This window comes from Sphingomonas sp. PP-CE-1A-559, from assembly GCF_004340965.1.
In the GTDB taxonomy this organism is placed as follows: Bacteria; Pseudomonadota; Alphaproteobacteria; order Sphingomonadales; family Sphingomonadaceae; genus Sphingomonas.
On the sequence record NZ_SLYA01000010.1, the window covers coordinates 12541 to 39202 of the forward strand.

The following is a 26662-nucleotide window of genomic DNA, read 5'->3' on the forward strand; positions in this document are numbered from 1 at the left end:
TATTATCGTCACGGATCCGTCAGGACCGATCCCAGTTTATTCAGCCACGGCTCGCTATAATTCTGCCTTCACTAAAATGTATCAGGCCGCTATTTCCGTTTATCTCTTTGAGAATTAGCAATATTATCAAACAGGAAAACCAGCGTTATAGTAAATTGGAAATAAGTGACCGCCAATATTAACCTATTGATGTAAGATTTAGGCGAGGGTTCGGAAACAAGGAGTTCCCGATGCGACCCGATGCCAAGGCACTATTAGCAAGACTGGGACAGCGCGATTTCCAGTATCGCCAGTTCGCCGACCCAATTGCCGATGTCGAGCCGTGGCCGTTGTTTGCGGCATTGCTGGAGGATGAGCGCGTCGTCGGTCGCGCGGAACGTGCGACGGAGGAAAGGACACCCGCCAAGAACTTCTTGAGCGATTACGATAACTTATCGGTACGCGGCGAGCCCGGTCAGCGCCACGGCGGCAGCCTGCGCGCGTTCCTGTCCGGCCTTTCCGACGACCATAGGGAGCGCCGTTGATGCCGTTGATCCTGTGCCACTCACCCGTCGGCGGCGCCGGGACCACGTTCCTGACTGCGTGTCTCGCACTTGGTCTCGCCGCACGGGGGCACGACGTCTCGGCGATCGATTTTACGCATGCCGATGCGCTCAAGCTGTTCTTCGGGATGCTCCCCGCGCAGGAAATTCCGGCGATGACCGATGCCACGACCGAAGGCATCGTCGTCGACGGGGTCGAATTGCTGTCGGGCTATGCCGCCGTCCAGAGCGGCGCATTCGGACGGTTGATCGCGCGGTCGGGCGCGTCGCCGTTCGACAGCGGGCGGATCGTGCTGGCCGATGTTGCCTCTGCGGACCTCGCGCTGAAGACCAGCCTTTTTCCACACGCCGCGCTGCACCTGTGCACGCTCGTGCCGCAGCCGACATCGCTCGCGGCGTTGGCGAAGGTCCAGCCGGGCACGCCGACGATTGACCTCGAACAGACCGTGTTCGTGCTCAACCAGGTCGACGACACGCGCAAATTGTCGCGCCATTCGCAGATCTTCCTGCGTGCGCTGTTCGGCGACAATCTGATCGCGACGGTCCGCCGCGACGAGGCGGTGAACGAGGCGCTGGCGTCGTTCCAGCCGATCGCGCGCTACGCCAAGCAGAGCGTGGTGCTCCCCGATCTTGCCGCGATGACCATCGCGATCGAGGCGCGATGCGGCCTCGTCGCCGCCACGGAGCCTGCGGAATGACGCGCGGATCGGTCCGCAAGGCGTTTCGCGCCGATACGCTAGGCATCGTCGTCGCAGCGCTGTTGACGCTGGTTGTCGTCACCGTCCCGCTCGACCTGAAGTCGCAGTGGATCTTCGCGGGCGTATCGATCCTGGGCGCGATCGTGCTCGGCCGGTCGAAGTCGCGTCGTGGGACGCTGGTACTCGCCTTGCTGTCGCTTGTCGTATCGACGCGCTATCTGTTCTGGCGGACCACCGCGACGCTCGAATTCGAAAGCGCGCTGGGCACCATATTGGGCATGGGTCTGTACCTCGCCGAGCTTTACGCGTGGGTCATCCTCGCGCTAGGCGTCCTCCAGACCGCGTGGCCGCTCGATCGCCAGTCGGTCGAACCGGAGGGCGAGCCGCACGAATGGCCGACCGTCGACGTCTACATCCCGACCTATAACGAAAGCCTGGAGATCGTCCGGACGACCGTGCTCGCGGCGCTCGACATGGATTATCCGCGCGATCGCTATCACGTCTACCTGCTCGACGACGGTCGCCGGCCAGAATTCCGGGCGTTCGCACGATCGGTCGGCTGCGGCTACATCACGCGCGCCGACAACAACCATGCGAAGGCGGGCAACCTCAACGCGGCGATGTCGAATACCGAGGGGTCGCTGATCGCGATCTTCGACTGCGATCACGTGCCGACGCGCGCCTTCCTGCAGATGACGGTCGGCTGGTTCCAGCGCGACAAGAAACTCGCGCTCGTCCAGACGCCGCATCACTTCTATTCGCCCGATCCGGTTCAGCGCAACCTGGGCTCGGTCCGCGACCTGCCGGGCGAAGGCGACCTGTTCTACGGCGCGGTCCAGCGCGGCAACGACCTGTGGGATGCTGCCTTCTTCTGCGGATCGTGCGCGATCATCCGCCGCGAGGCTCTTGCCGACACCAACGGGTTCGCGTTCGAGACCGTCACCGAGGACGCGCATACCGCGCTCCGCCTGCAACGGATGGGTTGGTCGACCGCGTATCTCGGCATCCGCCTGTCGGCTGGGCTCGCGACCGAGCGACTCGTGCTGCACATCGGCCAGCGCATCCGCTGGGCACGCGGGATGACGCAGATCCTGCGTATCGACAATCCACTGTTCGGGCGTGGCCTCAGCCTTCAGCAGCGGTTTTGCTACCTCAACGCGATGCTGCACTTCCAGTTTCCACTGCCGCGCATCGCCTTCCTGACCAGCCCGCTGGCGTACCTTATTCTCGGCGAGAACATCATCCACGCCTCCGCCGGTATGATCTTCGCCTATGCCGCGGCGCATCTCTACTGCGCGCAGGTCTCGGGCGGACGGTTGCAGGGCGGCGATCGCCGGCCGTTCTGGGGCGAAGTGTACGAGACGATCCTGGCGTTCCACCTCGTTCGGCCGACCGTCGTCACGCTGTTCAGACCGCACGGCGGGAAGTTCAACGTCACCGACAAGGGCTCGCTGCTCGACAAGACGCATTTCGACACCGCGACTGCGCGCCCACACCTGATCTGCATCGGCCTGGTGCTGTTCGGCATCGCCTTCGGGTGCGTCAAATATTTCTTCTTCGCGCATCTGTTCAACATCCAGGGCGATACGCTGGTGCTGAACACGGTGTGGGCGGTCTTCAGCCTCGTCATCCTGCTCGCTGCCGTGTCGGTCGCGCGCGAGACGCGGCAGGTCCGCGAATATATCCGCATCCCCGTCCAGTTGCCGGCGACGCTCTATTTCGCCGACGGCCACGTCGTCGACGCGGAGACGATCGACCTGTCGATGGGCGGGCTTGCGATCACCGCGCCACCGAGCGTGACGCTCGCCGACCGCGAGGTCACCCACGTCGCGCTGCCGATGGGTGATGAAATCCTCACGCTCCCCGTCCAGACGCAACGCGTCGACAAGAACATGGCCACCATGCGGTTTCTGGAACTCGACATGCTTCAATTACGTCAACTCGTCCGCGCCGTCATGGGCCGCAACGATGCCTGGGAACCGGAAGCGCCCCGCGCTCCGATCTCGACGCTTCGATCGCTCCGCGACATCCTGGTCGTCGATCTCGTCACGCTGAAGCGTCTGCTCGGCTTCAACCGCGCCGAACGTCGCCGCGAGCGCACCCGGCTCAAGGCCGCGACCGCCGCGCTGGCCGCTGCCGCGCTGGTGATGAGCGTCGGCCTGCCGCAGCCGGTCGCGGCCCAGGCGCCGGCCGTACCGGTGTCCGCACCCGAAGCACCGGGCGGTATCCGGCAAGAGCGCCTGACGCTGCGCGACCTCCGCATCCGTAGCGCGATCCGGCTTGCCGGCACCCGCGGCGAGATCGCGATCCCGTTCGGGCTTCGCAGCAACGAGGTCGTCACGGCCGCCAACCTGACACTTGCGCTCGCCTGGTCGCCCGCATTGCTCCCCGATCTCAGTCAGTTCGTAGTAATGCTGAACGGCGAAGTCGTCCGCACGGTTCGGCTCACACCCGACGGTGCCGGCGGCCAGCAACTCACCATGGCGGTCAATCCCGCGCTTTTCCTGCCGGGCGACAACCAGCTCAACCTGCGCCTGATTGGTCACTACACCCGCGATTGCGAGGATCCGTTCCACAGCTCGCTCTGGGCGAACGTCAGTAATACGCGCTCGGCGCTCGACCTGACGATCCAGCGTCTGCCGCTCGGGCCTGACCTCACCCGCCTGCCATCGCCATTCTTCGATCGCGCCGACAATCTGCCGCTCAACCTGCCGTTCGTGTTCGGTGCGGCGCCGTCGAATGGCGAACTCGAGGCCGCGGCCAGCGTCGCATCCTGGTTCGGACGGCTGGCCAGCTATCGCGGGTTCGCGTTCAAGCCGAGCTATGGCCGCATCCCGCGCGGCAATGCGATCGTGTTCCTGCGTCCCGGTATGCGCGTGGGCAACTACGTGCCCAATATTGCCGGGCCATCGGCACAGGTAATCCGCAATCCGTTCGACGGTTTCGGCCAGCTGCTGCTGGTGATGGGTCGCGATGAGCGCGAACTGAAACTCGCCGCCGCCGCGCTCGCCACGGGCCGCGGCACGATCGGTGGCGCCGCGGCGTCGTTCGACGGTGTCCGCATCCCGACCTATGCGCGCTACGCCGCACCCCGCTGGCTCCGCTCGGACCGTGCCGTCAAACTGGGCGAGATCATGGACCCCCGCGCGCTGCAAGGCGTCGGCCTGCCGCCGGGCCCGCTCACCGCGGCGTTCCGGACCGCACCCGACCTGTTCTTCTGGCCACGGGGCGGGGCATCGCTCGACCTGCGCTATCGCTATCCGTCGGCGACATGGCTCGACCGGCGTGCGTCGCGTCTCGATATCTCGATCAACAACCAGTATCTACGGACGCTCCCGCTCGCCGGCGCAGCTTGGTGGAAGGCGCTGATCGGCGGCCAGGACGGCGCATCGTCAAGCCAGGCAAGGGCCAAGGTCGAACTGCCGAACTACAATCTGTTCGGCCAGAACGAACTGATCTTCGATTACAACCTGATCCTCGGCACCAAGAAGAAGTGCGAGGGCACGCTGCCCGAGAACGTCCATGTCGCGATCGACCCGGACAGCGCGATCGACCTGGCGCACGCCTATCATGCGCAGCGGATGCCGAGCCTCGCGACCTTCGCGAACGCAGGCTATCCGTTCACGATCAGTCCCGACTTGGCCGAGACCGTCGTCGTCGTCCCCGCCTCGCCCGACCTGGGTATCGTCGAGGCCTTCCTGGCGATGATGGGCCGCTTCGGCGACTCGACCGGTGCCGCGACGACGGGCGTTACCGTCACGCAGGCCGCGGACGGCGATCGGTTGGAAGGCCATGACGTGCTGGTCATCGGTATCCCACGGACCGCCGGCGCGACCGCGCTGTTCGCCGGTGCGCCTGTGCGGATCGAGAATGGCAGACTGCGCGTTGTCGAACGCAATCCAATCGAACGCGTCTTCGGGCTGATCTCGCCTTATGGCGAGAGCGACGTCGGCGAGACCAACGCGTTCCTGACCACGGCCGAACGGTTCAACGGGTACGTCAGCTTCCGTTCGCCCTATGATGCGGCGCGGACGGTGGTGGCGGTAATGAGCACCAATACTGCCGACCTGCCCGAACTGGTCCAGGGTCTCGCCGAACAGCGGATCAATGCGCAGGTCCAGGGTGATTTGTCGGTGACCAATGGCGAGGGCATGCGCAGCTTTGCGGTCGGCCAGACCTATTGGTCGGGATCGCTGCCGGTGTGGATGCGGATCGGCTGGTGGTTCAGCGAGCGGCCGTTACTGATGGCGCTGAGCGGGTTGCTAATCGCGCTGCTACTGGCAGGGCCGTTGTACCTACTGCTGGTGCGCCAGCAACGTCGCCGGCTCGGGTCGGAGGACGCGGCATGATCCGCTTCACCACGCTTGCGCTGCTGACGGCGGGCATCGCATCGCCGCTCCTCGTCCAGCCTGCGGTGGCACAGGTTGCAGGGGTTGGTGCGCTCGTCCAGCAAGGGCGGTATTGGCAGTCGCGTGGCCGCGCCGACCTCGCGCGGACCGCGTATCGCCGCGCGCTCGCGATCGATCCCTCGAACGCGGAAGCCCGTCGCGCCTTGTCGACGTCGAGCGCTCCAGCCCCGGCACCTGCCGCGCGACCGAGCAGGGCGCCAGCGCAGGCTCCGGCGAGCATGACCGGTCCCGCACCCGCGCCTGCGACCGCATCGCGGACGGTTCCCGCTCCAGCCCCGGCACGCAGAGTAGCACCGATACCGTCAGACCGCGGCGGCGATTCCCGCGCGGCCGGGTTCCGCTCGCTCGAACAGGGCGATCTCGCTCAAGCGCAACGCCAGTTCGAGGCGGCGCTCGCCAACAACCGCAACGATGCCGACGCAGCAGGTGGCCTAGGCGTCGTCCGACTACGGCAGTCGCGCTTCGCCGAGTCCGCCGAACTCCTGTCGCGCGCTTCGGAGCGCGGCAACCGGGCGCGCTGGTCGGAAGCCTTGGCATCCGCGCAATTCTACGCCGGGCTCGACGACGCCCGCGCGCGGCTCGCGGCCGGCGATGTCGTCGGCGCACAGACCCAGGCCGAAGCGCTCGCGCGCACCGGCGTCAAGGATCGCGGCCCCGCACTGGCGTTGCTGGCGGACATCTACGAACGCCAGGGTCGCTATGCCGACTCGGCCGATCTCGCACGGCAGGCAGGATCCGCCGGCGGCAGCGCAGCGCAACTCGAAAGCCGCGTGGTGCGCAACGACGCGTTACAGGCGGCGACGCATGGCGATCCGGCGAAGGCGGATGCCCTGTTCCAACGTGGGCTGATGCTCGACCCGGCGGACCCGTGGATCCGCTACGAATACGCGCGGTATATGATCGGGCAGGGCCGTGCGCCCGAGGCCGAGGCGCTCATCCAGTCGATCCAGACGATCGGTACCGCCGACGCCTTGTACGCCGCGGCGATGCTCCACAACGAGCGTGGTCGGCAGGCGCAGGCGACGTCGTTGCTGTCGCGACTGACCGAAGCGCAGAAGACGCCCGCAATCCGCCGGTTCGAGGCACAGATCGCCGTCGATGCCGCCGTCGCGCGTGCCAAGGCGATCGCGGCGCAGGGTCGCGGGGGCGAGGCGATCGCGACGCTGCGCCAGATCGGCATGACCCCGACGCTCAGCGCAGCGTCGCTCGCGTCGATCGCCGGGGGGCTGAACGATCTGGGCGATCAAGCCGGCGCCGTCCCGCTTGCCGAGCGCGCGCTGGCCGCAAGCCCGGCGACGGCGGCGGATTACGAGCCGATCGTCCGCGTACTGGCACGGACCGGACAGGATGCTGCGGTCGCCAGCGCCATCGACCGCGCGCGGACGGCTTCGGCGGGGTCTGCCTCCGCAGCGCCGGCAATCGCAAGACTCGAGGGGATTGCCGCGTCGTCGCAAGCGGACCGGATGCGGCTCGCAGGCCAGAACGCGCAGGCGTTCGACCTGCTGCAACAGGCGTGGGCCGCTTCTCCAGGCAATGCCGACGTACTGGGGGCGCTCGGTCGGCTGTACCAGTCGGGCAACATGCCGTCGCAGGCCGCACAGACGTATCAGATGGTGCTCGCTGCAAATCCACGGGACAAGGGCGCGCTGATCGGCTTGATCGGCAGCGCAGGGGCTGGTGGCAACCACGACGTCGCCACCGCGACCGTGGACCGCGCGCTCGCTGCCTATCCAGACGACTACGAGATCTACGCCGCTGCCGGCCAGATGGAGCAGGCCCGCGGCGACCGAGGGGCGGCAAAACGCTATTTGCGCCGCGCCGAAACTGCCTATGCCGCGCGCTCCGGCACCGGTGCCACGCTCAGCGGTGCCAACCCGTTCGCCGCGGGCATGGGCTCGGGCAATCCCTTCCGCCAGGCGGAACAGGCGCCCGTCGTCGCCGCAAACCCGTTCGCATTGAGCGCCGGGCCGATCCCGACTTCCAAGCCCGGCCGCTCTTCGACGCCGATGGCTTTCACCGTGGCAGCCGGATACGGCGCAGGCTCACCCGGCGTTCCGGTACCAACGGGCTTCGCACCGGGCGGCTACGCATCCTCGAACGGCGCCGTATCCCAGGCCGGCGTTGCAGGTGGTGACGCCACGCTCATCCGCCTACGCGACGATATCGCCCGCCTGAGCGACGACACCGGCCCCCGTGCGGAAATGAAGCTAGGCTTCCGCGAGCGCTCGGGCGAGACCGGCCTGAGCGAACTGCGCGAACTGTCGGGTACCGCGACGCTCTCCACGGGTGTCGCCGGCGGTCGCGTTTCCGTCTCGGCAACACCGGTCGTGATCGACTCCGGACGCCCGACCGGCTCCGCGCTCGCTCGGTTCGGCCGCAACGCCACGCCCGAGGCGCAAGGCATCGTCAACGCATTGCCTTCCGCACTGGTACAGGCGGATACGCAGCACGCGTCCGGCGTCGCGGTCGCGGCATCCTACGACAGCCCCGGCGTCCGGATCGAAGTCGGATCGACGCCGATCGGGTTCGACAATACCGAAGTGACGTGGGGCTTCACCGCCAAACCCAAAATCTCGAACACGGTGTCGGCGCAAGGCTGGGTGAAGCGTGAGCCCGTGACCGACAGCGTCGTGTCCTATGCCGGCACGCGCGATCCCGTCACCGGCGAGCGCTGGGGCCAGGTGATGCGGACCGGTGGTGGCGCATCGCTGTCTTGGGACAATGAAGGCACTGGCGTCTACGCCGACGTATCGGGCTATCGTTACACGGGCGAGAACGTCCGCCAGAATCGCGGGTATCAGGCGAATGCCGGCGGCTATCTGCCGGTCTACCGCGACGGGCATTCGACGCTGACCGGTGGCCTCAACCTCAACTGGCAGGCGTTCGACAACAACCAGAACTACTTCACCTACGGGCATGGCGGCTATTTCAGCCCGCAGAGCTTCCTCAGCATGAGCCTGCCGATCCGCTATGCGTATAATTCGACGCGGTGGGAGGGGCGTCTGGGCGTCGCGCCGGGCTATCAGAGCTTCGAACAGGATCGTGCGCCGATCTATCCGACCGACCCGAACGCGCAGGCCGAGCTCGATGCGCTGAAGGCGCGGAACACGGACGTCCGCTCCTATTACGACAGCCTGAGCAACACCGGTTTCGCCTTTTCGGCGGACGGATCGTTGTTCTATCGCCTGAACCCGAATACCCGGATCGGCGCCTCGGCCAGTGCCAACACGTTCGGGACCTATGACGACTACCGATCGACTTTCGAATTGCGCCAGTCCCTGGGGGGAACCAAATGAACGCGATGAGTGAATGGTCCACCGACAACGCGACCGAAACCACGGCCACCTCCCTGTTGCTGGGCAGCATCATCGCCGAAGTCGGTGGCGGCGCCACCACGGCGCAGCGACGCGCGTTCTTTCGCGCGGTCGGCGCACGGATCGCAGGCGCGCATCCGGTCGGCGACGCGCAGGATATCGCTGCGCTCGCCGCCTCGATCAACCGGTTGTGGCGTGAGCACGACTGCGGCGAAGTGCGGTTCGAACTGGCCGAGGACGGCCTGCTGATCACGCATACCGGCTTTGCTCGTCGGCTGGCACCGGTTCTCGGCGGTGCAACCGAACAGACCCTGCGACCGTTGCTGGAGGGGGCGTATGACGCCTGGTTGCATACGCTCGGCAGCGGTGCCGATCTAACGACACGCACCCTGTGGTGGAGCGATACGGAGGCACGACTGAAGCATGGACGTTGATCGTCGACACGTCATGGCTGGAATGGCCGGTCTGGCCATCGCCGGATGCAGCAAGGCACGGGCACCGGACGACAGGGCACTCGCCACCGAGAACAGCGCGGCAATCGAACCCCGGACCCTGCCAGCGACTGGTGCGGCAAACGGCGTGAACTGGGCAAGCTTCAAACACCGGTTCATGGCCGACGATGGGCGGATCGTCGACAACGGTAATGGCGGCGTCAGCCACAGCGAAGGCCAGAGCTATGGCCTGCTGCTGTCCCAGGCTGCGGGCGATCGCGCCGCGTTCGACAAGATTCTCGCCTGGACCGAAGCGAAACTTGCTCGGCCGGATGTCGCGCTCTACGTCTGGCGCTACGATGCGCGCGCCGCCAATCCGACCGCCGATCGCAACAATGCAACCGATGGCGACCTGCTCATTGCCTACGCACTGGCAAAGGCGGCGAACAAGTGGCGTGAGCCACGCTATGCCGCGCGGTCGCGGACGATCGTCGACGCCATCGCCACCCGCCTCGTCAAGACGGTCGGCGGGCGGATGCTGTTATTGCCCGGCCTGGACGGGTTCTCGACCGCGGCACGAACGACGATCAACCCCTGCTATTACGTCTGGCCGGCGCTCGACCTGTTCGCGAAGACCGGCAACGCGGCGATCTGGCGAAGGGTCATCACCGACGGCGAGGCTCTGATCGCCGCGGCCCGGTTCGGCGCGCATCGCCTGCCGACCGACTGGATCGACGTCTCCAACACAGGTGCCATCGCGCCCGCTGCGGACAAGCCGTCACGGTTCGGCTTCGACGCCATCCGCGTGCCGCTGTTCGCCAGCGTGTCGGGCCGCAGCGCGCTGATCGAGCCGATCCGAATCTGGTGGCGATCGATGCCGGCGGAGCAGATTCCGGCATGGACCGACGTGGTGTCGGGGCAGGTCGCCGAATACCCCCTGTCCGTCGGCGGTCGCGCGGTGGTAAGCCGCACGCTCGGCACGCCCCCCCCCGATACGCTCGCCACTGACTATTACGCGGCCGCGTTGCAGTGCCTTGCCGCAGCCTTCCCCTGAATCTCCAGCGGTCAGTCCGCGGCAGCCAGCGAGACCGGCGAGGTAGCCGTCGAAGCGGTGTTGCCGCCCTATGCCGTATCGGCTCAAACTAAACCGCCTCGCGACGGCTAATGCCTGCCGATCGCCGGGCTGGTGCCCTTGATCGGGGCACTACTGACGCGACGGATGCAGGCGGTGTCGGCGACCGCCGCGGCGATCGGCCCGCGCGCGCTCGACACGCGCCTGCCGCGCGGCACGCTGCTGTCCGAGGTCGAGCCGCTCGCCGCCGCGACCAACGAGGCGCTCGACCGGCTCGAGGACGGGTTCCGGACGCAGGCTGCATTCGCCGCCGACATCGCGCACGAACTGCGCACGCCGCTCGCCGTGATCCGCCTTCGCGCCGACGCGGTCGACGACGCGGCCGTGAAAGACGCGCTGTTCGCGTCGGTGGACCGCGCCGCCCGCGTCGTCGCACAACTTCTCGCGCTCGCCGATCTCGAACGGCCGGTCGAGTATGCCGGCGAACCACTCGACTTTGCCGCCTTGGCGGAAGCGGTCGTTGTCAGTCGTGCACCCGGCATCCTTGCAGTTGGCCGAACGATCGCGCTGGAAAACCTGTCAGCCGATACCGGGAGCATCGGCTATCCCGGCGCCATACTCCTCGCGCTCGAGAATCTCGTCGACAACGCCGTGCGCCATACCGCGCCCGGCACCGCGATCGTCGTGCGCGTCGGCCCGGGTGCACGTATCGGTGTGATCGACGACGGCGTTGGCGTGGCACCCGAGCATCTCGCGCGGCTCAAGCACCGTTTCTAGCGTGGTGACGGATCACGGTCGGAAGGCTCGGGGATCGGCCTGTCGATCGTCGACCGCGTGGCATGTGTGCATCTTGGCCTGCTCGACGTCGCGCCTGGGCCCGGCGACAAGGGACTGTGCTTCGAGATGACGTTCGGATCGACACAATGGCGAGACAGGTAGCAAACCGCATGGCCGTTCAACTATCTCCACCGGACATAGCAACACCGTAAAATCTGGGCTCATTGATCAAGGCCAAAGCGTAGCGGTACCGGCGAGGACGCTAGCCGATCAGATCGTTGATCAGCCACGCAAGGTAGCCTGTCACGCGCGAGCCGCTCAATATTTGAGGGTACCTTAAGCTTAGCTTCAAAGATTCATCCGGATCGTCACTATCCGTCCTGAATGAAACTGCGTGGCGAACGACGGGTTGTGAGATCGCACACAGACCCGGCAAACGGTTGGCAATAGAGGTACAGTTGCCGCTGGCGACGTCTGGACGACGGCGGCTTACGCCACCTCAGCGTTCGATAACATACCGGCTCGTTCGCCGGTCGGCGGCTGTCGCGCTCCTGTCCAACATGTGTCTACACCACCGCGGTCGCGTGGATGGGGAGCAGCGCAGCGCCGATCGTCGCCGCGCTGCCTTCCAGCGTCGAGACCGATACGCGCGGCATTTCGCTACAATGGTCGCCGATGTGCATCGCGCCGAAATCGATATGATCGACCAGCGATTGCAGGATGGGAGCCGGAAGCGGGCTGGAGATCACGAACTCGCCAGGGTCGATCCACGCGACGCCCCAGTTTATGATCGGTTCGATCTGCTTCGCCGCGCGCCGCACCCATCGATCGACGACCGTTTCATATCCAGCAGTGACTTCATCGAAGTCCACCAACGAGTGTATCGCGCACCCCTCGTCACGTAAGGTGGAGAGCAGATCCAGCGTCGAAGGACGGGGTTCATTCGTCGGATAAAGGCAGCCGATCTCACCCGCGCTTGCCATCGCCCCGCGCAGGATACGGCCTTCGACGATGATTCCCGCGCCGATCCCGTGACCAAGCAGGATCACCACCGCGGTCGAACACCGGCGCATCAGCCCGCCGACATAATATTCCGCGAGCGCAGCGGTGTTGGCGTCGTTCTCGATCCAGATCCGATGCCCGATATGCTCCTCGAACAGCGTCTTCAGATCGATCCCGCGCCACGCGGCAAGGCTGTCGACCGTCCAGCGCCGATTCCCCTCAGGCGATAGCGACGACCCGGGGACGCCGATCCCTACCCCCAGCAATCGACGCCCGAGCAACCGGTTCTCGATCGCCATGTCGTGCATCGACGCCGTTACGCGCGCCGCGAACACCCGCGGATCGGGATCGTCGAACGGCTGGGAGCTGTGCGCGATCACGCCGCCGGCATAATCGACGAGCGCCACCTCCATCAGTCCGCGGTGAAGCATCGCGCCGACCGAATACCCCGCGTCGGGCGAGATGCGGAGCGGAACCGCGGGCCGGCCGGGCGTCATCGGCTCCGAACTCGGACATTCCTCGATCAGTCCATGTGCCAGCAGGTTGCTCGACAGTCGTGTCAGCTTCGACGCACTCATCGCGAGGTCAGCGGCAAGCTGCTTGCGCGACCGCGCGCCGGCCGACCGCAGGACCTGCATGATCCGCCGCTCGTCATCATCGAGCCTCAGCTTCGCATAGGACATGACCGTACTCCGTTACCGCGTTCGATAACTCGATTAGTTTATTTCGTGAAATTAATTAAAATCGTCATATTTCACGTCCAGCGGCGTGGCATCGAACAGGGCTGGGGACGAACAGATGACCAAATTTGGCTTGCGCACGGGTTGCGCCTTTATCGCGCTGGGCATTGCGGCGCAGTCGCCAGCCTGGGCCCAGACCGCCCCCGCCACGCCACCTGCCGATGCAGCCCCGGAAGCAACCGGTGCCGACGCCGCAGCACCTGACGCCGGCGGCGGCGACATCATCGTCACCGGGTCCGCGCGCCAGCAGCGCCGCTTCGACGTTTCCTATGCGGTCAACTCGCTGAGCAACGCCGACATCCAGAAGCTTGCGCCGATCAACTTCGCCGACCTGCTCGGCAAGCTGCCCGGGTTCGCGGTCGAGAACACCGGTGGCGAGGTCCAGAACATCATCCGCCTGCGCGGCCTGCCGAGCGACGGCGGCCTGGTCACCTTCCAGCAGGACGGCCTGCCGCTGTTCCACGAGAATGATGGCAATTTCTTCCGCGGCGACAGCATCAACCGGTTCGACCTGATGACGCAGCGCGTCGAGGTCGTACGCGGTGGCCCTGCCCCGGTCTATGCGAGCTACGCCGCGGCAATCGTCAACAACATCACCGTGTCGGGCACCGATACGACGCGCGGCAAGGCGCAGGTCACGCTCGGCGACACCGGCCTCTACCGGCTCGACGGGTATCAGGCAGGCCCGATCGACGACTCGACCTATTACGCGATCGGCGGGTTCCTCCGCCGCCACGACGGCTACCGCGACAACGGCTTCCCGAACGATCGCGGCGGCCAGATCCGCGCCAACATCAAGCACGACTTCAGCAACGGATCGCTGCGCGTGTCGGGTAATTACCTGAACGACCACAACGTGTTCTACCTGCCGATCCCGACCGCCGACCCGCGCGATCCGAGCAAGTCGCTCAACCAGTATATCGATTTCTTCAGCGGCACGATGAACTCGCCTGCGCTGCGCAACGCCAACATCCGCTTCCGCGAGGCCGACGGCACGACGCGCAACGTCGACGCCGATCTCGGCAATGGGCGCCACACCCAGTTCGGCAATGTCGGCGTACAGTATGACGCGGACTACGACGGCTGGAAGGTCGCGGCTAAGGGCGGCGTCAGCGTCGGCAAACTCCATTTCAACGCGCTGTACTCGACCAGCAACCCTTCGGACGCCAACGCCTATGCCGCCAGCAGCCTTGGCGCCGCGCGGACCGCGTTCGGCGCAGGCGTGACCCGGCTCGGCTATGCGATCGCCGGCACCAATGGCGCCGAAGTCTACGACCCGAGCACTGCCTCGGGCCTCGTCGTTCCCGCGCAGTTCCGCGACGTCGTCTCGAAATATTATTCGACGCAAGGCGACCTCAGCGTCACGCGGTCGATCGCGACCGGGTTCGGCACGCATGACTTGCGCGTCGGCGTGTATGGCAGCCTGTACGGCGAAACCAACGAGGTCGCGTACCAGGACTATCTGCTCGAAGTGAAGGGCAAGCCGCGCACGCTCGACCTGATCGCCTACAACGCCGTGGGCCAGGCGGTCGGCTCGGTCACCGACAACGGCGTGCTACGCTATACGACCACGCTCAACCGCGGCAACACCGACGCCTCGATGTACGCGCTCTATGCCAACGACACGTGGGAGCTGGTCAAGGGCCTGACCCTCGATGGCGGCATCCGCCATGAACGCTACAGCTTCAAGGGCTATGCGTTCGCAACGACGGCCGCCAATCTCGGCGATCCGACCACGCTCGCCGACAACGCGGTCCGCGCGTTCACCGGCCAGATCATCAATTCGAAGCTCAGCCCCAGCATCACCAACTGGACCGGCGGCATCAACTACGACGTCACCAAGCACTTCGGCGCCTATGCGCGCGCGTCGCATCTCGAAACGCCGCCGTCGACGCAGGTTACCTACCAGATCAACCCGACGATCATCACGTCGAAGGCGAACCAGTATGAGGTCGGCCTCAAGGCCGCATTCGGCCGGTCCTATCTGTACCTGATCGGCTTCTATACGCGCTACAATCCGCTCAACGCGTCGTTCGTCGCGCTCGACCCGGTCACCGGCCGCAACGACCAGTCGGTGCCGTTCGTCGGCAAGGCGGAGATCAAGGGCATCGAGATCGACGGCAACCTCGCGCTGCCATACGGCTTCGCAGTGACCGGCGCACTGACGATCAGCGATCCGCAGTATAAGAGCCTCGTCAACGCCAACGGCGCGAGCGCGGGCGACGTCGAGGGCAACCAGATCGTCCGCGAGCCGAAGGTTTACGGCAACATCCGCCCCTCGGTCGACTTCGACGTCGCGGGCAATTCGGTGCAGCTGTACGGCCGCTACGAATATACCGGCAAACGCTATGTCGACTTCTTCAACAACACCGCCCTCCCCTCCTACCAGACGGTCGGCGCGGGGATCACGCTGACGCACGACACGTGGCAGATGCAGGTCGTGGGCGACAATCTGTTCAACGCGAAGGGCCTGACCGAGGGCAATACGCGTACCGACCTGTTGAGCGGCCAGGGCACGGCCGATGCTATCTATGGCCGTCCGATCTTCGGTCGCAACGTCCGCCTCGTGGTCAGCAAGTCCTGGTGACGGGACTGCGTATGATGATGGCGGCGCTGGCGGTGACCGCGGCTGTACCGGTGTGGGCGGAGACGCCTGCACCGATGGCGGTTAGCGACACGGTCGTCGATACGTTGTCGGAACGGCTGTTTCCGATGCTCGGCGCGTTGGGGCGTTCGCCGGCGGGGGCGCTCGATGCGCGGACGCGGCGGATTGCCGCGTGCGGCGATGTCCCTGCCTGCGTGGTCGAAGCAACGATCTGGACCGATCAGGACCGGGCGATCATGGCAAAGTTGGCGACAACTGGCGCTCTGCGATCGGTGAAGGCGAATGCGGACCTGCCGCTAGCGGTGGCGCTCGACCAGGAACTGGACGGGGTGAACGTCGTGCTGCGCGTCTATGGCCTTGGCTTGGCCGGACGCTATCCCAAGATCGACGGACCGATCTTCGCGACAGGCACGCCGTTCTTTACCGACAGCGTCAAGGTCGCGATCGATACCGCGCGTGCCGCGTCCGATGCGCCGCCCGCGACCATCGCGGCGAGCGTGCGGCTCGCCGTGGCGTTGCTCGATGCCAACGACGCGGTGGCAGCGACGCGGTTCGAACCGCTCGACCAGCGCGAGAATGCGGGCGCGCGTGCGCTGGCGGTGCGGACCGACTGGAAGGCCTTCCGCTATTCGCTGCTGATCGTGCCAGGCGTCGGTCCAGAGGATGTCGGCACCACGCTCAGCCCACGCAGCAAGCTCCACGCGCTGCTCGCGGCACAACGCTATCGCCAGGGCCTCGCGCCGTTCATCCTCGTCTCGGGCAGCGCGGTCCACCCGCGCGGTACGCAGTTCGTCGAGGCGGTCGAGATCCGCCGCGCACTGGTCGAGCGCTACGGCATCCCGTCCGACCGCGTCATTCTCGAGCCGTATGCGCGGCATACGACGACCAACCTGCGCAATGCGACGCGGCGGATGGTGGCGCTCGGCATTCCGCTCGATCGGCCGACGCTGATCGTGACCGACGCAGAGCAGAGCAAATACATCGAGAGCCAGACCTTCTCGGATCGCAACCGCGCGGAGCTTGGGTATTTGCCGGGCGCGGTTGGGCGGCGGCTGTCGCCGTACGACCTGGAATTTCGGCCATCACGGCTATCGCTCCGCCACGATCCGCGCGATCCTCTCGATCCATGAAGCGGTATTTCTTGCACGCATCCGAGATGCACACGCGCACCACCACCCCGGCGAAGGCCGGGGCCCAATTGGGGGACGGCTGTAACAGCGGATCGCGCTCCGTTACGCCGACCTTTCCAATTGGGCCCCGGCCTTCGCCGGGGTGGCCTAGGAAAGGGTGGCTGAGCTACCCGCTCCTCCTCGGCCTTCTCCTCACCCCGACCGCCCTAACCGCACAAAAAACGCCCGCAGACCTCGTCGACCCGTTCGTCGGCACGCTCGCCGACTTCGGACAGCTCTCCCCCGCCGCCGTGGCCCCGTTCGGGATGATGCAGCTCGGCCCCGATACCAGCCCGGCCAACCACGCGGGCTATGATCACGCGGCGACCACATTGCTCGGCTTTTCGCACACCCGCGGCGTCGGTGTGGGCTGCGGTGGTGCCGGCGGCGACCTGATGATCTCGCTGCGCTACGCCGGCGCCAGCGGTCCCGCGCTGATCGACAAGAGCAGCGAAACAGCGCGGCCCGGCGTCTACCGGGTCCACTACGATGGCGGCATCCTCGCCGAGATGGCGACCACGCGGGGTGCCGGCGTGTTGCGCTTCACCCTGCCCCGCGCCGGCGCGGTCGATCTGCGGATCGACCCGCGGCACAGCTATTCGAAACGGCTGGCAGCCAGTTGGACAAGCCTGACCAGCGACGATGTCCGCGCCGATCTCCTTGCTGGCACGGTTTGCGATCAGGGCGCCTATCACCTCCACACCGCCAGCCGGATCCTCGTCAACGGACGGCCCATCCACCAGACGCTGACCGCGGGCGCGAACGATCTGGCGACGCTGCACCTTACCGGCAAAGCGGGCGATGCGATCGAGATCCGTACCGGGCTTTCGACCATCGACGGACGCGGTGCGGCGTCGGTCCGCGATACCGAACTCGGCACCGCGTCGCTCGCCGCCGTCGCGAGTAACACGCGTGCCGCCTGGAACCGCATACTCGGCCGCGTTGTGCCGAGCGGCTCGCAAGACGAGCGCGCGCTGTTCTACACGTCGCTCTACCGCGTCATGGAAACCCCGGTCGCGATCGACGATCCCGACGGGCGCCACCGCGACAAGGACGGCACGGTGCAGACCTCGCCCAAGGGCCGGACGTGCTACGCCAACTGGTCGCTCTGGGACAATTACCGCACCCAGATGCCGTTGCTCGCCTTGCTCCAGCCCGAGCGCAGCGCCGATATCGCGCAGTCGCTGGTCGCGCTGTACGCGGGCGGCAAAGCGCAATGGTCGACCCCGCACGAACCGTTCCTGACGGTCCGCACCGAGCATGCCGGGATCGCGCTGCTCGACATGCACCGCAAGGGAATCGCGTTCGACGCGGACGCCGCGCTGGCGGGAATGGCGGCGGACAGCGACACGCTCAAGCGCGGCACGCCGGACGAGCAGATCGAGGCGGCGTATGACGATTGGGCGACCGCCGAACTCGCGCGCGATCTCGGCCGCACCGATCTCGCGCGAATCCTTACCGCCAAGGCGCAAAGCTACCGCCCGATGTGGCGATCGGTATTCCAGACGCCGGGCGCGGACGGCGACGTGGTCAAGGCGCGCGGGCTGTATCAGGGCACCTTGTGGCAATATCGCTGGGCGCCGATCTTCGACCTGCCGTGGATGACCGCGACGGTCGGCCGCGAACGGATGCTCGGCGAACTGCATCATTTCTTCGATGCAGGCCTGTTCAACATGACCAACGAGCCCGACATCCAGGTGCCTTGGATGTTCGCCGCGCTGGGTCACCCGCAAGCCACCGCCGACATGATCCGGACGATTCTGACCAAGCCGATCGCGCATCCCTATACCAACAGCGGCAAGCTGCCGGTGCCGTTCGTCGGCCGCAGCTTCGCGCTGTCGCCGCAGGGGTTTGCCGACGGAATGGACGACGATGCCGGCGGGATGACCGCGTGGTACGTGTTCGCCACGCTCGGCTTGTACCCGCTCGTCCCGGGCGAGCCGTGGTATGTCGTGACGACTCCGGCGTTCGCGCGGTCCGATATCGATCTCGGCAGCGGACGCAGATTGACGATCCGCCGCGACGGACCGGAGGACGGCGTGATCGCACGCGCCAGCCTGAACGGGCGCGCCCTGCCCGACTTCCGCGTCGACCACGCTGCGTTGCTCCGCGGCGGCATCCTCGCGATCACGACCATCGTCCCATCCGTCGGAACCGCCAGACGAAATGTCCCGCAACTGCAAGACACCGCCGCTAAGACGCTAACGGATGGAGCACGCCGCCGCCAATGAATTAGCGTCCGCAGTCGAACATCCGCCACAGGCCGGGCGGATGCGCATGGTCGGTTACGCCAGCGGCAATTTCGGCAAGAACGTCCTCGCGTCGACGATGGACGTGTTCCTGTTGTTCGTCCTGACCGAGCGTTGGGGTGTATCGGCTGGGGTCGCCGGACTGGTCGTGATGATCGGGCTCGTCTGGGACGGCCTCTGCGATCCCCTGCTCGGGCGCCTGCTCGATCGGTCCACCGACAGGCTCGGCACGTATCGTCGCCTTCTGTTCGTCGGCGCACCCTTTGTCGGAATTTTCTTTGCGATCTTCTTCGTCGATCCGGGGTGGCGCGGCGGCGCGATCCTCGCTTGGGCAATCGTGATTGTGTTGCTGTTCCGTACTGCGTATTCGGTCTGCGACGTAGCGCACAACGCGCTGATGATGCGGATGACCAAGACTCCGGGCGCGGCGACGACCTTGTCCGGCCTGCGGTACATGTTCAGCTGCCTTGGCGCCCTGGCGGTCGCGCATTTCGCGGAGGCGTTCGTCGATCCGACGAATGACGGAGGCTATGAGCTGCTCGCCGTGACCAGTTTTGCCGCCTTGGCGTATGTCGGCACGCTGTGGCTGTCCTCGGCATCGGTACCGGTGGCGAAAATACCGCAATCCGAGCCAAAGCACGGCGGATCGCTTGCGTGGATCATCGGCAATCGGCCGCTCCTGATGTTGCTCGCGCTCGGATTCGCACAGGCCCTGACCTTGCCGTTCTTTGCGCGATCGTTCGCCTATATCGGGAAGGGCGTGATCCATGACGCGGCGTGGACGGGCCGCGCGCTGACGACGCTTGCGGTGTCGCAACTCGTCGCGCTGCCGGCGTGGATGGCGATTGCCCGTCGTGTCCGGCAGCGAGAGGTTCTGGCCGCAGCGCTGACCATCATCGCCATCGGACTTCTCGTATTCGCAACGGGCAAATTGGTAACGATAGCGGGCATCGCGCTGTTCGGGATCGGCAACGCAGGATTGCAAATGATGATCTGGGTACTGCTCGCCGGATCGATCGATCACGGCGAGCACCGGACGGGTATCCGGCTCGAGGGGCTACCGGTAGCACTGTTGCTTCTCACCTTGAAGCTTGGCGGCGGCATCAGCGGAGCGTTGCTCGGGCGCGGCCTGTCGATCATCGGGTGGGATGCATCGGCGCCCTTCGGCCCGGTCGAGCAGCGCAATCTGCTGACGATGGCCTGGATGGTGCCACTGGTCGGCGCACTCATCTGCCTCGCTGCAGTCGCTTCACTGAAATTCCGACCGTCGACAGGACGCGCGATCGTGGCGGCGCGAAACGGTTGAAGCAACGTCGGACACGGCATCCCCCATTGGCACGTGCCCGCATCCGACTTCAGGAATCTTGCCCCACCGGGTTCAACACCCGCGGCCAGCGTCCATATGCATCATGCGGTCGGGGCACGGGAGAACGGGATTGGATAGGATCGGGTTTGGCGGCGGCTGCCATTGGTGCACCGAGGGTGTCTTTCAGGCGCTGCGCGGCGTCGACCACGTCGATCAGGGCTTCATTCGGTCGGAGGCGCCTTCGGACGTGTGGGCCGAAGCCGTGATCGTCAGCTTCGACCCCGCAATCATCAGCCTGTCGACGCTGGCGGAGGTTCACCTGAGAACGCATTCGGCGAACGGCATCTACTCGCCCGGCGGGCGGTATCGGAGCGCGATCTATGTCTTCGCGGCGGATCAACACGATGACGTTGCCCGCGTGATCGCTCGGTTCGCCGAGGAAACGGGCCAGGAGGCGCGGACCATGGTTCTCCCCTTCGTCGACTTCAAACCCTCGGACGCGCGGTACCAGAACTACTACCGGACGGACCCGGACAGGCCGTTTTGTCGTCGCTACATCGATCCAAAGCTGGACTATATCCGTCGCCATTTTGCCGAAATTGCCTTACCGGAAGGCACGGCTCGGGAGCTTTGACCGACCCATTCAGTCGAACACCGCATGTCCGGCCCCTGATGCTAATCCGGCAAAAGCCCTGCCGCACGGTAGCTGTCGATCATCGAATCGAAGAGGCCGATATCCGCGCGACCGCGTGCGAACAGCTGCGCGCCCGCAACCGCCGCATAGATCGCCCTAGCCCGGGTTTCGCTTTCGTCGGGACCCAGGATTTCGGCGTCGACGAGGAGCGTGCTGAGCCACGCTACGTTGACGTCTGCAAAGCCCTGCACCTCGATTTTGACCGGGTCGGGCAGATCGTCGTATTCGGCGGCCATGAAGCTCGACAGGCAGATGCGATTGTCGTTCGCGAGCGACTTGCGAAAGATCTCGGGGTAGCGGCGCAGGGCCATGCGCGGATCTTGCGCTTCGTCCGATATAGCCGCCAGTTGCGTGACGGTATCTTCCCAATAGCGCCGCGCGACCGCCGCGCCGAGTTCGGCCTTGGTCGCGAAATGATGATAGATGCTGGGTGCCTTGATCCCGACCTCGGCAGCGATGTCGCGAAAGTTGAGGCCGTTATAGCCGCGCGCCATCGCGCTTCGCTTCGCCGCGGCGAGCACGGCTTCCCTGGAATTCGAACTCGCCATACAGATTTCCATCCCGCCAACCGACCAACTGGTAGATAGACGTTGACGCGCGCCGCGCAAGCACGCAGTTAGCCACTACCGATCACTTGGTAGGGATACGTCATGACCGTTCAAACGTCGCCATCGACCGTAAAACTTCGCCTGTTCACCTCTCCGTCCGCCTTCCCGAACCCGCAGCGCCTGCGCATCTTCCTGCACGAAAAGGGCATTGCCGACCGCTTTGACGAAACGGTCTACGACATGTCGCCGGTCGGCGAGCAGCGGCAGTGGAAGCACCTGAAGATGAATCCGTGGGGCGAGACGCCGACGCTCGAACTGGCGGATGGTAGCTTCATCTCGGAGACGGCCGCAGTCGTTCGCTATCTCGACCAGGCATATCCGGGTCGGCGGATCATGGGCGAGACGCCGGAGCAGCAGGGTCTCGACACGATGTGGGACAACCGCATCTGGGTGCACATCCTCTACCGCATCACGACCGCGTTCCACGTCCTGCATCAGGGTCTCGGCCCCAAGCTCGAGCTAACCGCGAACGCCGCGTGGGGCGAGCATTGCCGCAAGGAGGCGCTGGCGCATACCGCGCTGGTCGACCGGCATCTGTCGGACGGTCGCGCGTGGATGCTCGGTGGTGACGAGCCGACCTTCTCGGATATCACGATGGCGACCGCGATCGCGTTCTCTAAGTTCGCGGTGAACGCGATGCCCCTCAATGAGCGCTACGAGCATGTCGACGCGTTCTGGCGGCGCTGGCAGGAGCGGCCGACGTTCCTCGCTGCCTATGCGGACGGCAACAGCGGCGTGCCGGAACTCGACAATCGGCCGTAACTGATCCTCTTCGTTGTTCCGCACGTCCCGACGACCGGTCCGTGCGGAACGACAGCGACACTCAGTGTTTTACGCGTGCCGCCATCGGAGCGTTGCCCTGATCGGCGGCGATCGAGCTTGCCGAGCGACCCGCGGCATCTAGGATCGAACGATTGGCACCTGCAGCGAGCAACATGTCGACCTGCCGCGTGCGGTTGAAGAGCGATGCCATCATCAGCGCGGTCTGGCCGGCGTTGTTGCGCGCGTTCACGTCGCATCCGGCCTTCAACAGGCGTGCGGCGATCCCGTCCTCGCCCTTGAAGGCGACGCCCATCTGCGCGGTGTTGCCCTGGTCGCGATCGGGACGACACGCGTTCGCGCCCTTCGCGATCAGCACGTCGACGGTCGCCGCCTGACCGTTATAGGAAGAGTAGTCGATGGTACCATCTTCATGGCGACCATTTGGTACCAAACTTTCCAAGATGCTAGCAGCCCCCCAGCTCCGGACGTGCAGTCACAGTTTCGGGCTTACCAAAACCCGAACACCCCTTCATCTCGGTTTCACACGACGACAAATGGCCTTTGAAAGACAACAGGTGGGACTTAACTGCCGCTGCCAGCGGCTTCGTTATTCCGCTGCTTTCTAAAAAGGGCCTATGCCAGGGGGTAAGGATTGACCTGGATCCCCCAACAGTCCGTTGTCAGCCCGCCTTCATGCCTATCTGGCGTCAGCACAGCGGTGAGACGAGCATCCCCGTACCACGGTGAGACAGTTCCGCCCGAGCCGAGCATCTAAGCTGTTCGAAAGACGGAATGTATTCGCTAAGCGGCGCTCGAGCTTCGTAACGGGCAGCCTTGCCGCCCTCATGAAGTCCGTGGCTGAAACGGGGACGAACGATGACGAACGCAACACCGGTGATGCTAGATGGCATGCTGAATGACTGGACCGCCGCTGATCGCATCGATCGCGGTCTGGGCACCGGCTATGCGATCTACGCGCGCAGCGACGGCGCGGACTTCGCGTTTGCGATGACCGCTCCGACCGCAATCGGTGCGAACACCACGGCGTGGCTTAACACCGATCGTAACGCGACGACGGGATACCAAGTGTTCGGGTTTGCCGGTGGTGCCGAGTATAATGTGAACTTCGCCGCGGACGGCACGGTGTCGCTGTATAGCGGGGCTGCCGGGCAGACGCTCGTGGCCAGCGGCTTGCAGGCGGCGTGGTCGGCGGATCGTACCACCGTCGAGTTCAAGGTGCCCAAGGCGGCAATCGGCAACCCGAACGCGATCGACACGATCTACGACGTCAACGACACCGCGTTCCTGCCGGGCAATTATTCGAGCCCCGCGTTCACCGTCTTCAACGATACCGGCATCATCGCCGATCCGTCGCATCGGATTGCGATCGTCTGGTCCGATTCGACCGCCAACGCCTATTTCAGCAAGACCGCCTATTCGCAGCTGTTCATGGCGGCGCAGAGCCAGGCGATGCAGGCTGGCGTGCCGTTCGACATCCTGACCGAAGGCGACCTGACCAGCCTGGCGACGCTCGCCAAGTACGACACGATCGTCTTCCCGTCGTTCCGCAACGTCGACGCGGGCAAGGCGGACCTGATCGCGCAGACGCTCGAACAGGCGACCAAGCAGTTCGGCATCGGCCTGGTCGCAGCGGGCGAGTTCATGACCAACGGCGCCGACAATACCGCCCTCGCTGGCGATTCCTACTCGCGGATGAAACTGTTGTTCGACGCGACGCGCGTGACCGGTGGCTTTCCCGCCGACGTGACGGTGAAGGCGAGCGACGCGTCGCACCTCGTGCTCGACGGGTACACTGACGGCCAGGTCATCCGCCAATATACCGGCGTCGGCTGGAACGCGTTCACCAGCGTCAGCGGGACCGGTACGACGATCGCGACCGAAACCGTCAACGGCCAGACCTATTCGGCGGCGATCGCCACGCAGACCGGCGGGCGCAACGTGCTATTCTCCAGCGAAGCGGTAATGGCGGACGACAATCTGCTCCAGAAGGCGATCGATTACTCGGTCCACGGCGACGGCCTGTCGGTCGGGTTGCAAATGACCCGCCAGGCCGGGCTGTTCGCATCGCGCGTCGACATGGACCAGAGCAAGCAGATCGACGAGGTCAATCCGGCCGGCACCGCGCCCGGCATCTACGACAAGCTGCTGCCGATCCTGACCGAGTGGAAGACGAACTATAATTTCGTCGGCAGCTATTACGTCAACATCGGCAACGATCCGGCGAACGGCCAGGCGACCGACTGGGCGGTGTCGCTGCCGGTCTACAAGGCGCTGCTCGATGCGGGCAACGAGATCGGCGCGCACAGCTACACGCATCCGATGGACACCAACCTGCTGACCGATGCGCAGATCGCGTTCGAATTCGGCCAGTCGCGGACCGAGCTGGAAAAGCAGCTGAGCGCGTATCTCGGCAAGACCGTGACCGTCGGCGGGGCCGCGGTGCCGGGCGCACCCGAGCAGATCGCGACGAGCCAGGAAATCCTGAAATACGTGACGTATCTCAGCGGCGGCTATTCGGGCGTCGGCGCGGGCTACCCCAACGCGATCGGCTACATGACGCCTCAGAACGCCGCCGACGACAAGGTCTATCTGGCGCCGAACACGTCGTTCGACTTCTCGCTGATCGAGTTTCAGAAGAAGACCGTCGCCGAGGCCAGCGCGATCTGGGCGAAGGAACTGGGCGCGCTGACCGCCGGTGCGGACGCCCCGGTCATCGTGTGGCCGTGGCATGATTACGGCCCGACGATGTGGGCCGCCGATGGCGCCACCAGCCTGTACACCAAGCAGATGTTCACGACCTTCGTCGCGCAGGCGGCGGCGGCCGGCGTCGAGTTCGTGACGCTCGCCGATCTGGCGGGCCGGGTCAGCGCGTTCCAGAACACGACGATCAGCTCGACCGTGGTCGGCAACACGATCACCGCGACGGTCGGCGCGACCACCGGCAATTTCTCGCTCGACGTCGACGGCCAGAGCAACGGCCAGGTCATCAAGAATGTCGCCAACTGGTACGCCTATGACGCGGACACGGTGTTCCTGCCGAAAGCGGGCGGCACCTATGCTATCACGATGGGCGCGGTCGCGGACGACGTGACGCACATCACCGCGCTGCCGATGCGTGCGACGCTGACGACGCTGAGCGGCGACGGCCGCGACCTTGCGTTCACGGTCGAGGGCGAAGGCAAGGTCACCGTCGACCTGAAGGCGCCGGGGACCGATTGGACGACGGTGAGCGGTGGCACGATCGCCAGCCAGATCGGTGAGATCCTGACGATCGATCTCGGCGCGATCGGCGTCCACGACGTCAAGATCGGCCATCAGGCCAATGTCGATCCGGTGCTGACCTCGTTCGGCGGCGGCACCACGGGGGCGCTGTCGATCGCGGAGAACGGCACCGCACTGACCACGATCACCGCGACCGATGCCAACATTGTCTGGGGCGACTCGATCAAATATTCGATCGGTGCGGGCGGCGATGGCGCCAACTTCTCGATCGACGCGACCACGGGCGTGCTGAAGTTCGTGACCGCGCCCGATTTCGAGGCGCCGACCGATGCCAACCGTGACAACATCTACGGCGTGACCGTGGTCGCGACCGACGCGCGTGGCGCGATCGACACGCAGACGCTGACGATCGGCGTGACCGACGTGGTCGGCATCACCAAGACGGGTACAATGTTCGCCGACACGATCAACGGCACCAGCGAGCAGGACGTGCTCGATGGCGGATGGGGCAACGACGTGCTGAACGGGCTTGGCGGCAACGATCGTCTGACCGGTGGCCTCGGTAACGACACGCTCCACGGCGGCGCGGGCAACGACACGCTGATCGGTGGCGACGGCAAGGACGTGCTTAACGGCGGCGACGGCAACGACATCCTGATCGGCGGCGACGACATGGACACGATGTCCGGTGGCGCAGGCGCGGACATCTTCCGCTTCGAGGTGAAGGGCGACAGCCTGACGTCGTCGTCGCGCGACGTCATCACCGACTTCACCGTCGGGCAGGACAAGATCGACCTGTCGATGATCGACGCCAACACGTCGCTGTTCGCACGCGGCGACCAGGCGTTCAGCTTCATCGGCACGACCGGCAAGTTCACCGCACCGGGGCAGCTCCGCTACAGCTACCAGATGATCGGCGGCAAGGAATTCACCGTCGTCGAAGGCAATACCGACAGCGGTTCGGCTGCCGATTTCTCTATCGCGCTGACCGGCCACCATGTCCTGTCTGCGAACGATTTCTTCATGTAGCCCACGGCATAG

At 65.5% G+C, this 26662-nt stretch carries 17 protein-coding genes; 14 read left to right on the forward strand and 3 right to left on the reverse strand.

Annotated features, from left to right (window positions below):
- The first annotated feature begins 230 nt into the window (after positions 1–230).
- The 7 genes from C8J42_RS17665 to C8J42_RS17695 all read left to right on the forward strand — a co-directional run bounded on the left by C8J42_RS17665 (position 231) and on the right by C8J42_RS17695 (position 11243).
- Positions 231–524 carry a hypothetical protein gene (locus C8J42_RS17665; protein WP_133021146.1) on the forward strand — a complete coding sequence of 98 codons (294 nt, stop codon included), beginning with the start codon at positions 231–233 and terminating at the stop codon, positions 522–524.
- On the forward strand, positions 524–1240 hold the full coding sequence (locus C8J42_RS17670; RefSeq protein ID WP_133021147.1) for a cellulose synthase operon protein YhjQ/BcsQ: 717 nt from the start codon (positions 524–526) through the stop codon (positions 1238–1240). The genes C8J42_RS17665 and C8J42_RS17670 overlap by 1 nt, the downstream gene beginning before the upstream one ends.
- Positions 1237–5589 carry a UDP-forming cellulose synthase catalytic subunit gene (bcsA, locus tag C8J42_RS17675; RefSeq protein WP_133021148.1) on the forward strand — a complete coding sequence of 1451 codons (4353 nt, stop codon included), beginning with the start codon at positions 1237–1239 and terminating at the stop codon, positions 5587–5589. The genes C8J42_RS17670 and bcsA overlap by 4 nt, the downstream gene beginning before the upstream one ends.
- Positions 5586–8945: a cellulose synthase subunit BcsC-related outer membrane protein gene (locus tag C8J42_RS17680; RefSeq protein WP_133021149.1), complete on the forward strand. Its 3360-nt coding sequence runs from the start codon at positions 5586–5588 to the stop codon at positions 8943–8945. Before bcsA ends, C8J42_RS17680 begins: the two co-directional genes overlap by 4 nt.
- A gap of 5 nt (positions 8946–8950) precedes the next feature.
- Positions 8951–9397: a hypothetical protein gene (locus tag C8J42_RS17685; RefSeq protein WP_133021150.1), complete on the forward strand. Its 447-nt coding sequence runs from the start codon at positions 8951–8953 to the stop codon at positions 9395–9397.
- Between the two features lie 13 nt (positions 9398–9410).
- A complete protein-coding gene (locus C8J42_RS17690) occupies positions 9411–10448 on the forward strand; it encodes a glycosyl hydrolase family 8 (protein ID WP_243644577.1) in 1038 nt (345 codons plus the stop codon).
- Between the two features lie 132 nt (positions 10449–10580).
- Entirely contained in the window at positions 10581–11243 is a 663-nt protein-coding gene (locus tag C8J42_RS17695; protein ID WP_243644578.1) for a histidine kinase dimerization/phospho-acceptor domain-containing protein, read from the forward strand.
- 566 nt (positions 11244–11809) lie between these two features.
- Here the strand turns inward: C8J42_RS17695 and C8J42_RS17700 are convergent.
- Positions 11810–12928 (reverse strand): ROK family protein, encoded by a 1119-nt coding sequence (locus C8J42_RS17700; protein ID WP_133021152.1) that lies wholly within the window; start codon positions 12926–12928, stop codon positions 11810–11812.
- A 115-nt stretch (positions 12929–13043) separates the two neighbouring features.
- Between C8J42_RS17700 and C8J42_RS17705 the strand changes: the two genes are divergently transcribed.
- From C8J42_RS17705 to C8J42_RS17725, 5 genes are all read left to right on the forward strand, one after another.
- Positions 13044–15572 (forward strand): TonB-dependent receptor, encoded by a 2529-nt coding sequence (locus C8J42_RS17705; RefSeq protein ID WP_133021153.1) that lies wholly within the window; start codon positions 13044–13046, stop codon positions 15570–15572.
- Positions 15569–16720, forward strand: a complete 1152-nt coding sequence (locus C8J42_RS17710) for a YdcF family protein (protein WP_243644579.1) — start codon at positions 15569–15571, stop codon at positions 16718–16720. The genes C8J42_RS17705 and C8J42_RS17710 overlap by 4 nt, the downstream gene beginning before the upstream one ends.
- Positions 16717–18990 (forward strand): glycoside hydrolase domain-containing protein, encoded by a 2274-nt coding sequence (locus C8J42_RS17715; protein WP_243644580.1) that lies wholly within the window; start codon positions 16717–16719, stop codon positions 18988–18990. Before C8J42_RS17710 ends, C8J42_RS17715 begins: the two co-directional genes overlap by 4 nt.
- A 46-nt stretch (positions 18991–19036) precedes the next feature.
- Complete coding sequence (locus C8J42_RS17720) at positions 19037–20314, forward strand: MFS transporter (RefSeq protein ID WP_165895546.1); 1278 nt, start codon at positions 19037–19039, stop codon at positions 20312–20314.
- 103 nt (positions 20315–20417) lie between these two features.
- Complete coding sequence (locus tag C8J42_RS17725) at positions 20418–20948, forward strand: peptide-methionine (S)-S-oxide reductase (RefSeq protein ID WP_133021155.1); 531 nt, start codon at positions 20418–20420, stop codon at positions 20946–20948.
- 41 nt (positions 20949–20989) lie between these two features.
- Here C8J42_RS17725 and C8J42_RS17730 read toward each other — a convergent pair whose 3' ends face one another.
- Positions 20990–21556, reverse strand: coding sequence for a TetR/AcrR family transcriptional regulator (locus C8J42_RS17730; protein ID WP_133021156.1), 567 nt, complete (start codon positions 21554–21556; stop codon positions 20990–20992).
- Between the two features lie 102 nt (positions 21557–21658).
- On the opposite strand from C8J42_RS17730, the gene C8J42_RS17735 reads away from it, so the two are divergent.
- Positions 21659–22378, forward strand: coding sequence for a glutathione S-transferase N-terminal domain-containing protein (locus tag C8J42_RS17735; RefSeq protein ID WP_133021157.1), 720 nt, complete (start codon positions 21659–21661; stop codon positions 22376–22378).
- Between the two features lie 61 nt (positions 22379–22439).
- Here the strand turns inward: C8J42_RS17735 and C8J42_RS17740 are convergent, their stop codons facing one another.
- On the reverse strand, positions 22440–22838 hold the full coding sequence (locus tag C8J42_RS17740; RefSeq protein WP_347812418.1) for an ankyrin repeat domain-containing protein: 399 nt from the start codon (positions 22836–22838) through the stop codon (positions 22440–22442).
- A 416-nt stretch (positions 22839–23254) separates the two neighbouring features.
- Between C8J42_RS17740 and C8J42_RS20660 the strand changes: the two genes are divergently transcribed.
- The gene (locus tag C8J42_RS20660; protein ID WP_133021159.1) at positions 23255–26650 is read left to right on the forward strand and encodes a cadherin domain-containing protein; all 3396 of its coding nucleotides are present in this window, start codon (positions 23255–23257) and stop codon (positions 26648–26650) included.
- The last annotated feature ends 12 nt before the right edge of the window (positions 26651–26662 follow it).

Bases quoted from the DNA above. Each gene is read 5' to 3' on its own strand.
- C8J42_RS17685 (WP_133021150.1), top strand. From the start codon at position 8,951: ATGAGTGAATGGTCCACCGACAACGCGACCGAAACCACGGCCACCTCC.
- bcsA (WP_133021148.1), top strand. From the start codon at position 1,237: ATGACGCGCGGATCGGTCCGCAAGGCGTTTCGCGCCGATACGCTAGGC.
- C8J42_RS17665 (WP_133021146.1), top strand. From the start codon at position 231: ATGCGACCCGATGCCAAGGCACTATTAGCAAGACTGGGACAGCGCGAT.
- C8J42_RS17700 (WP_133021152.1), bottom strand. From the start codon at position 12,928: ATGTCCTATGCGAAGCTGAGGCTCGATGATGACGAGCGGCGGATCATG.
- C8J42_RS17690 (WP_243644577.1), top strand. From the start codon at position 9,411: ATGGCTGGAATGGCCGGTCTGGCCATCGCCGGATGCAGCAAGGCACGG.
- C8J42_RS20660 (WP_133021159.1), top strand. From the start codon at position 23,255: ATGACGAACGCAACACCGGTGATGCTAGATGGCATGCTGAATGACTGG.
- C8J42_RS17730 (WP_133021156.1), bottom strand. From the start codon at position 21,556: ATGGCGAGTTCGAATTCCAGGGAAGCCGTGCTCGCCGCGGCGAAGCGA.
- C8J42_RS17705 (WP_133021153.1), top strand. From the start codon at position 13,044: ATGACCAAATTTGGCTTGCGCACGGGTTGCGCCTTTATCGCGCTGGGC.
- C8J42_RS17670 (WP_133021147.1), top strand. From the start codon at position 524: ATGCCGTTGATCCTGTGCCACTCACCCGTCGGCGGCGCCGGGACCACG.
- C8J42_RS17715 (WP_243644580.1), top strand. From the start codon at position 16,717: ATGAAGCGGTATTTCTTGCACGCATCCGAGATGCACACGCGCACCACC.
- C8J42_RS17735 (WP_133021157.1), top strand. From the start codon at position 21,659: ATGACCGTTCAAACGTCGCCATCGACCGTAAAACTTCGCCTGTTCACC.
- C8J42_RS17680 (WP_133021149.1), top strand. From the start codon at position 5,586: ATGATCCGCTTCACCACGCTTGCGCTGCTGACGGCGGGCATCGCATCG.
- C8J42_RS17725 (WP_133021155.1), top strand. From the start codon at position 20,418: ATGCGGTCGGGGCACGGGAGAACGGGATTGGATAGGATCGGGTTTGGC.
- C8J42_RS17720 (WP_165895546.1), top strand. From the start codon at position 19,037: ATGGTCGGTTACGCCAGCGGCAATTTCGGCAAGAACGTCCTCGCGTCG.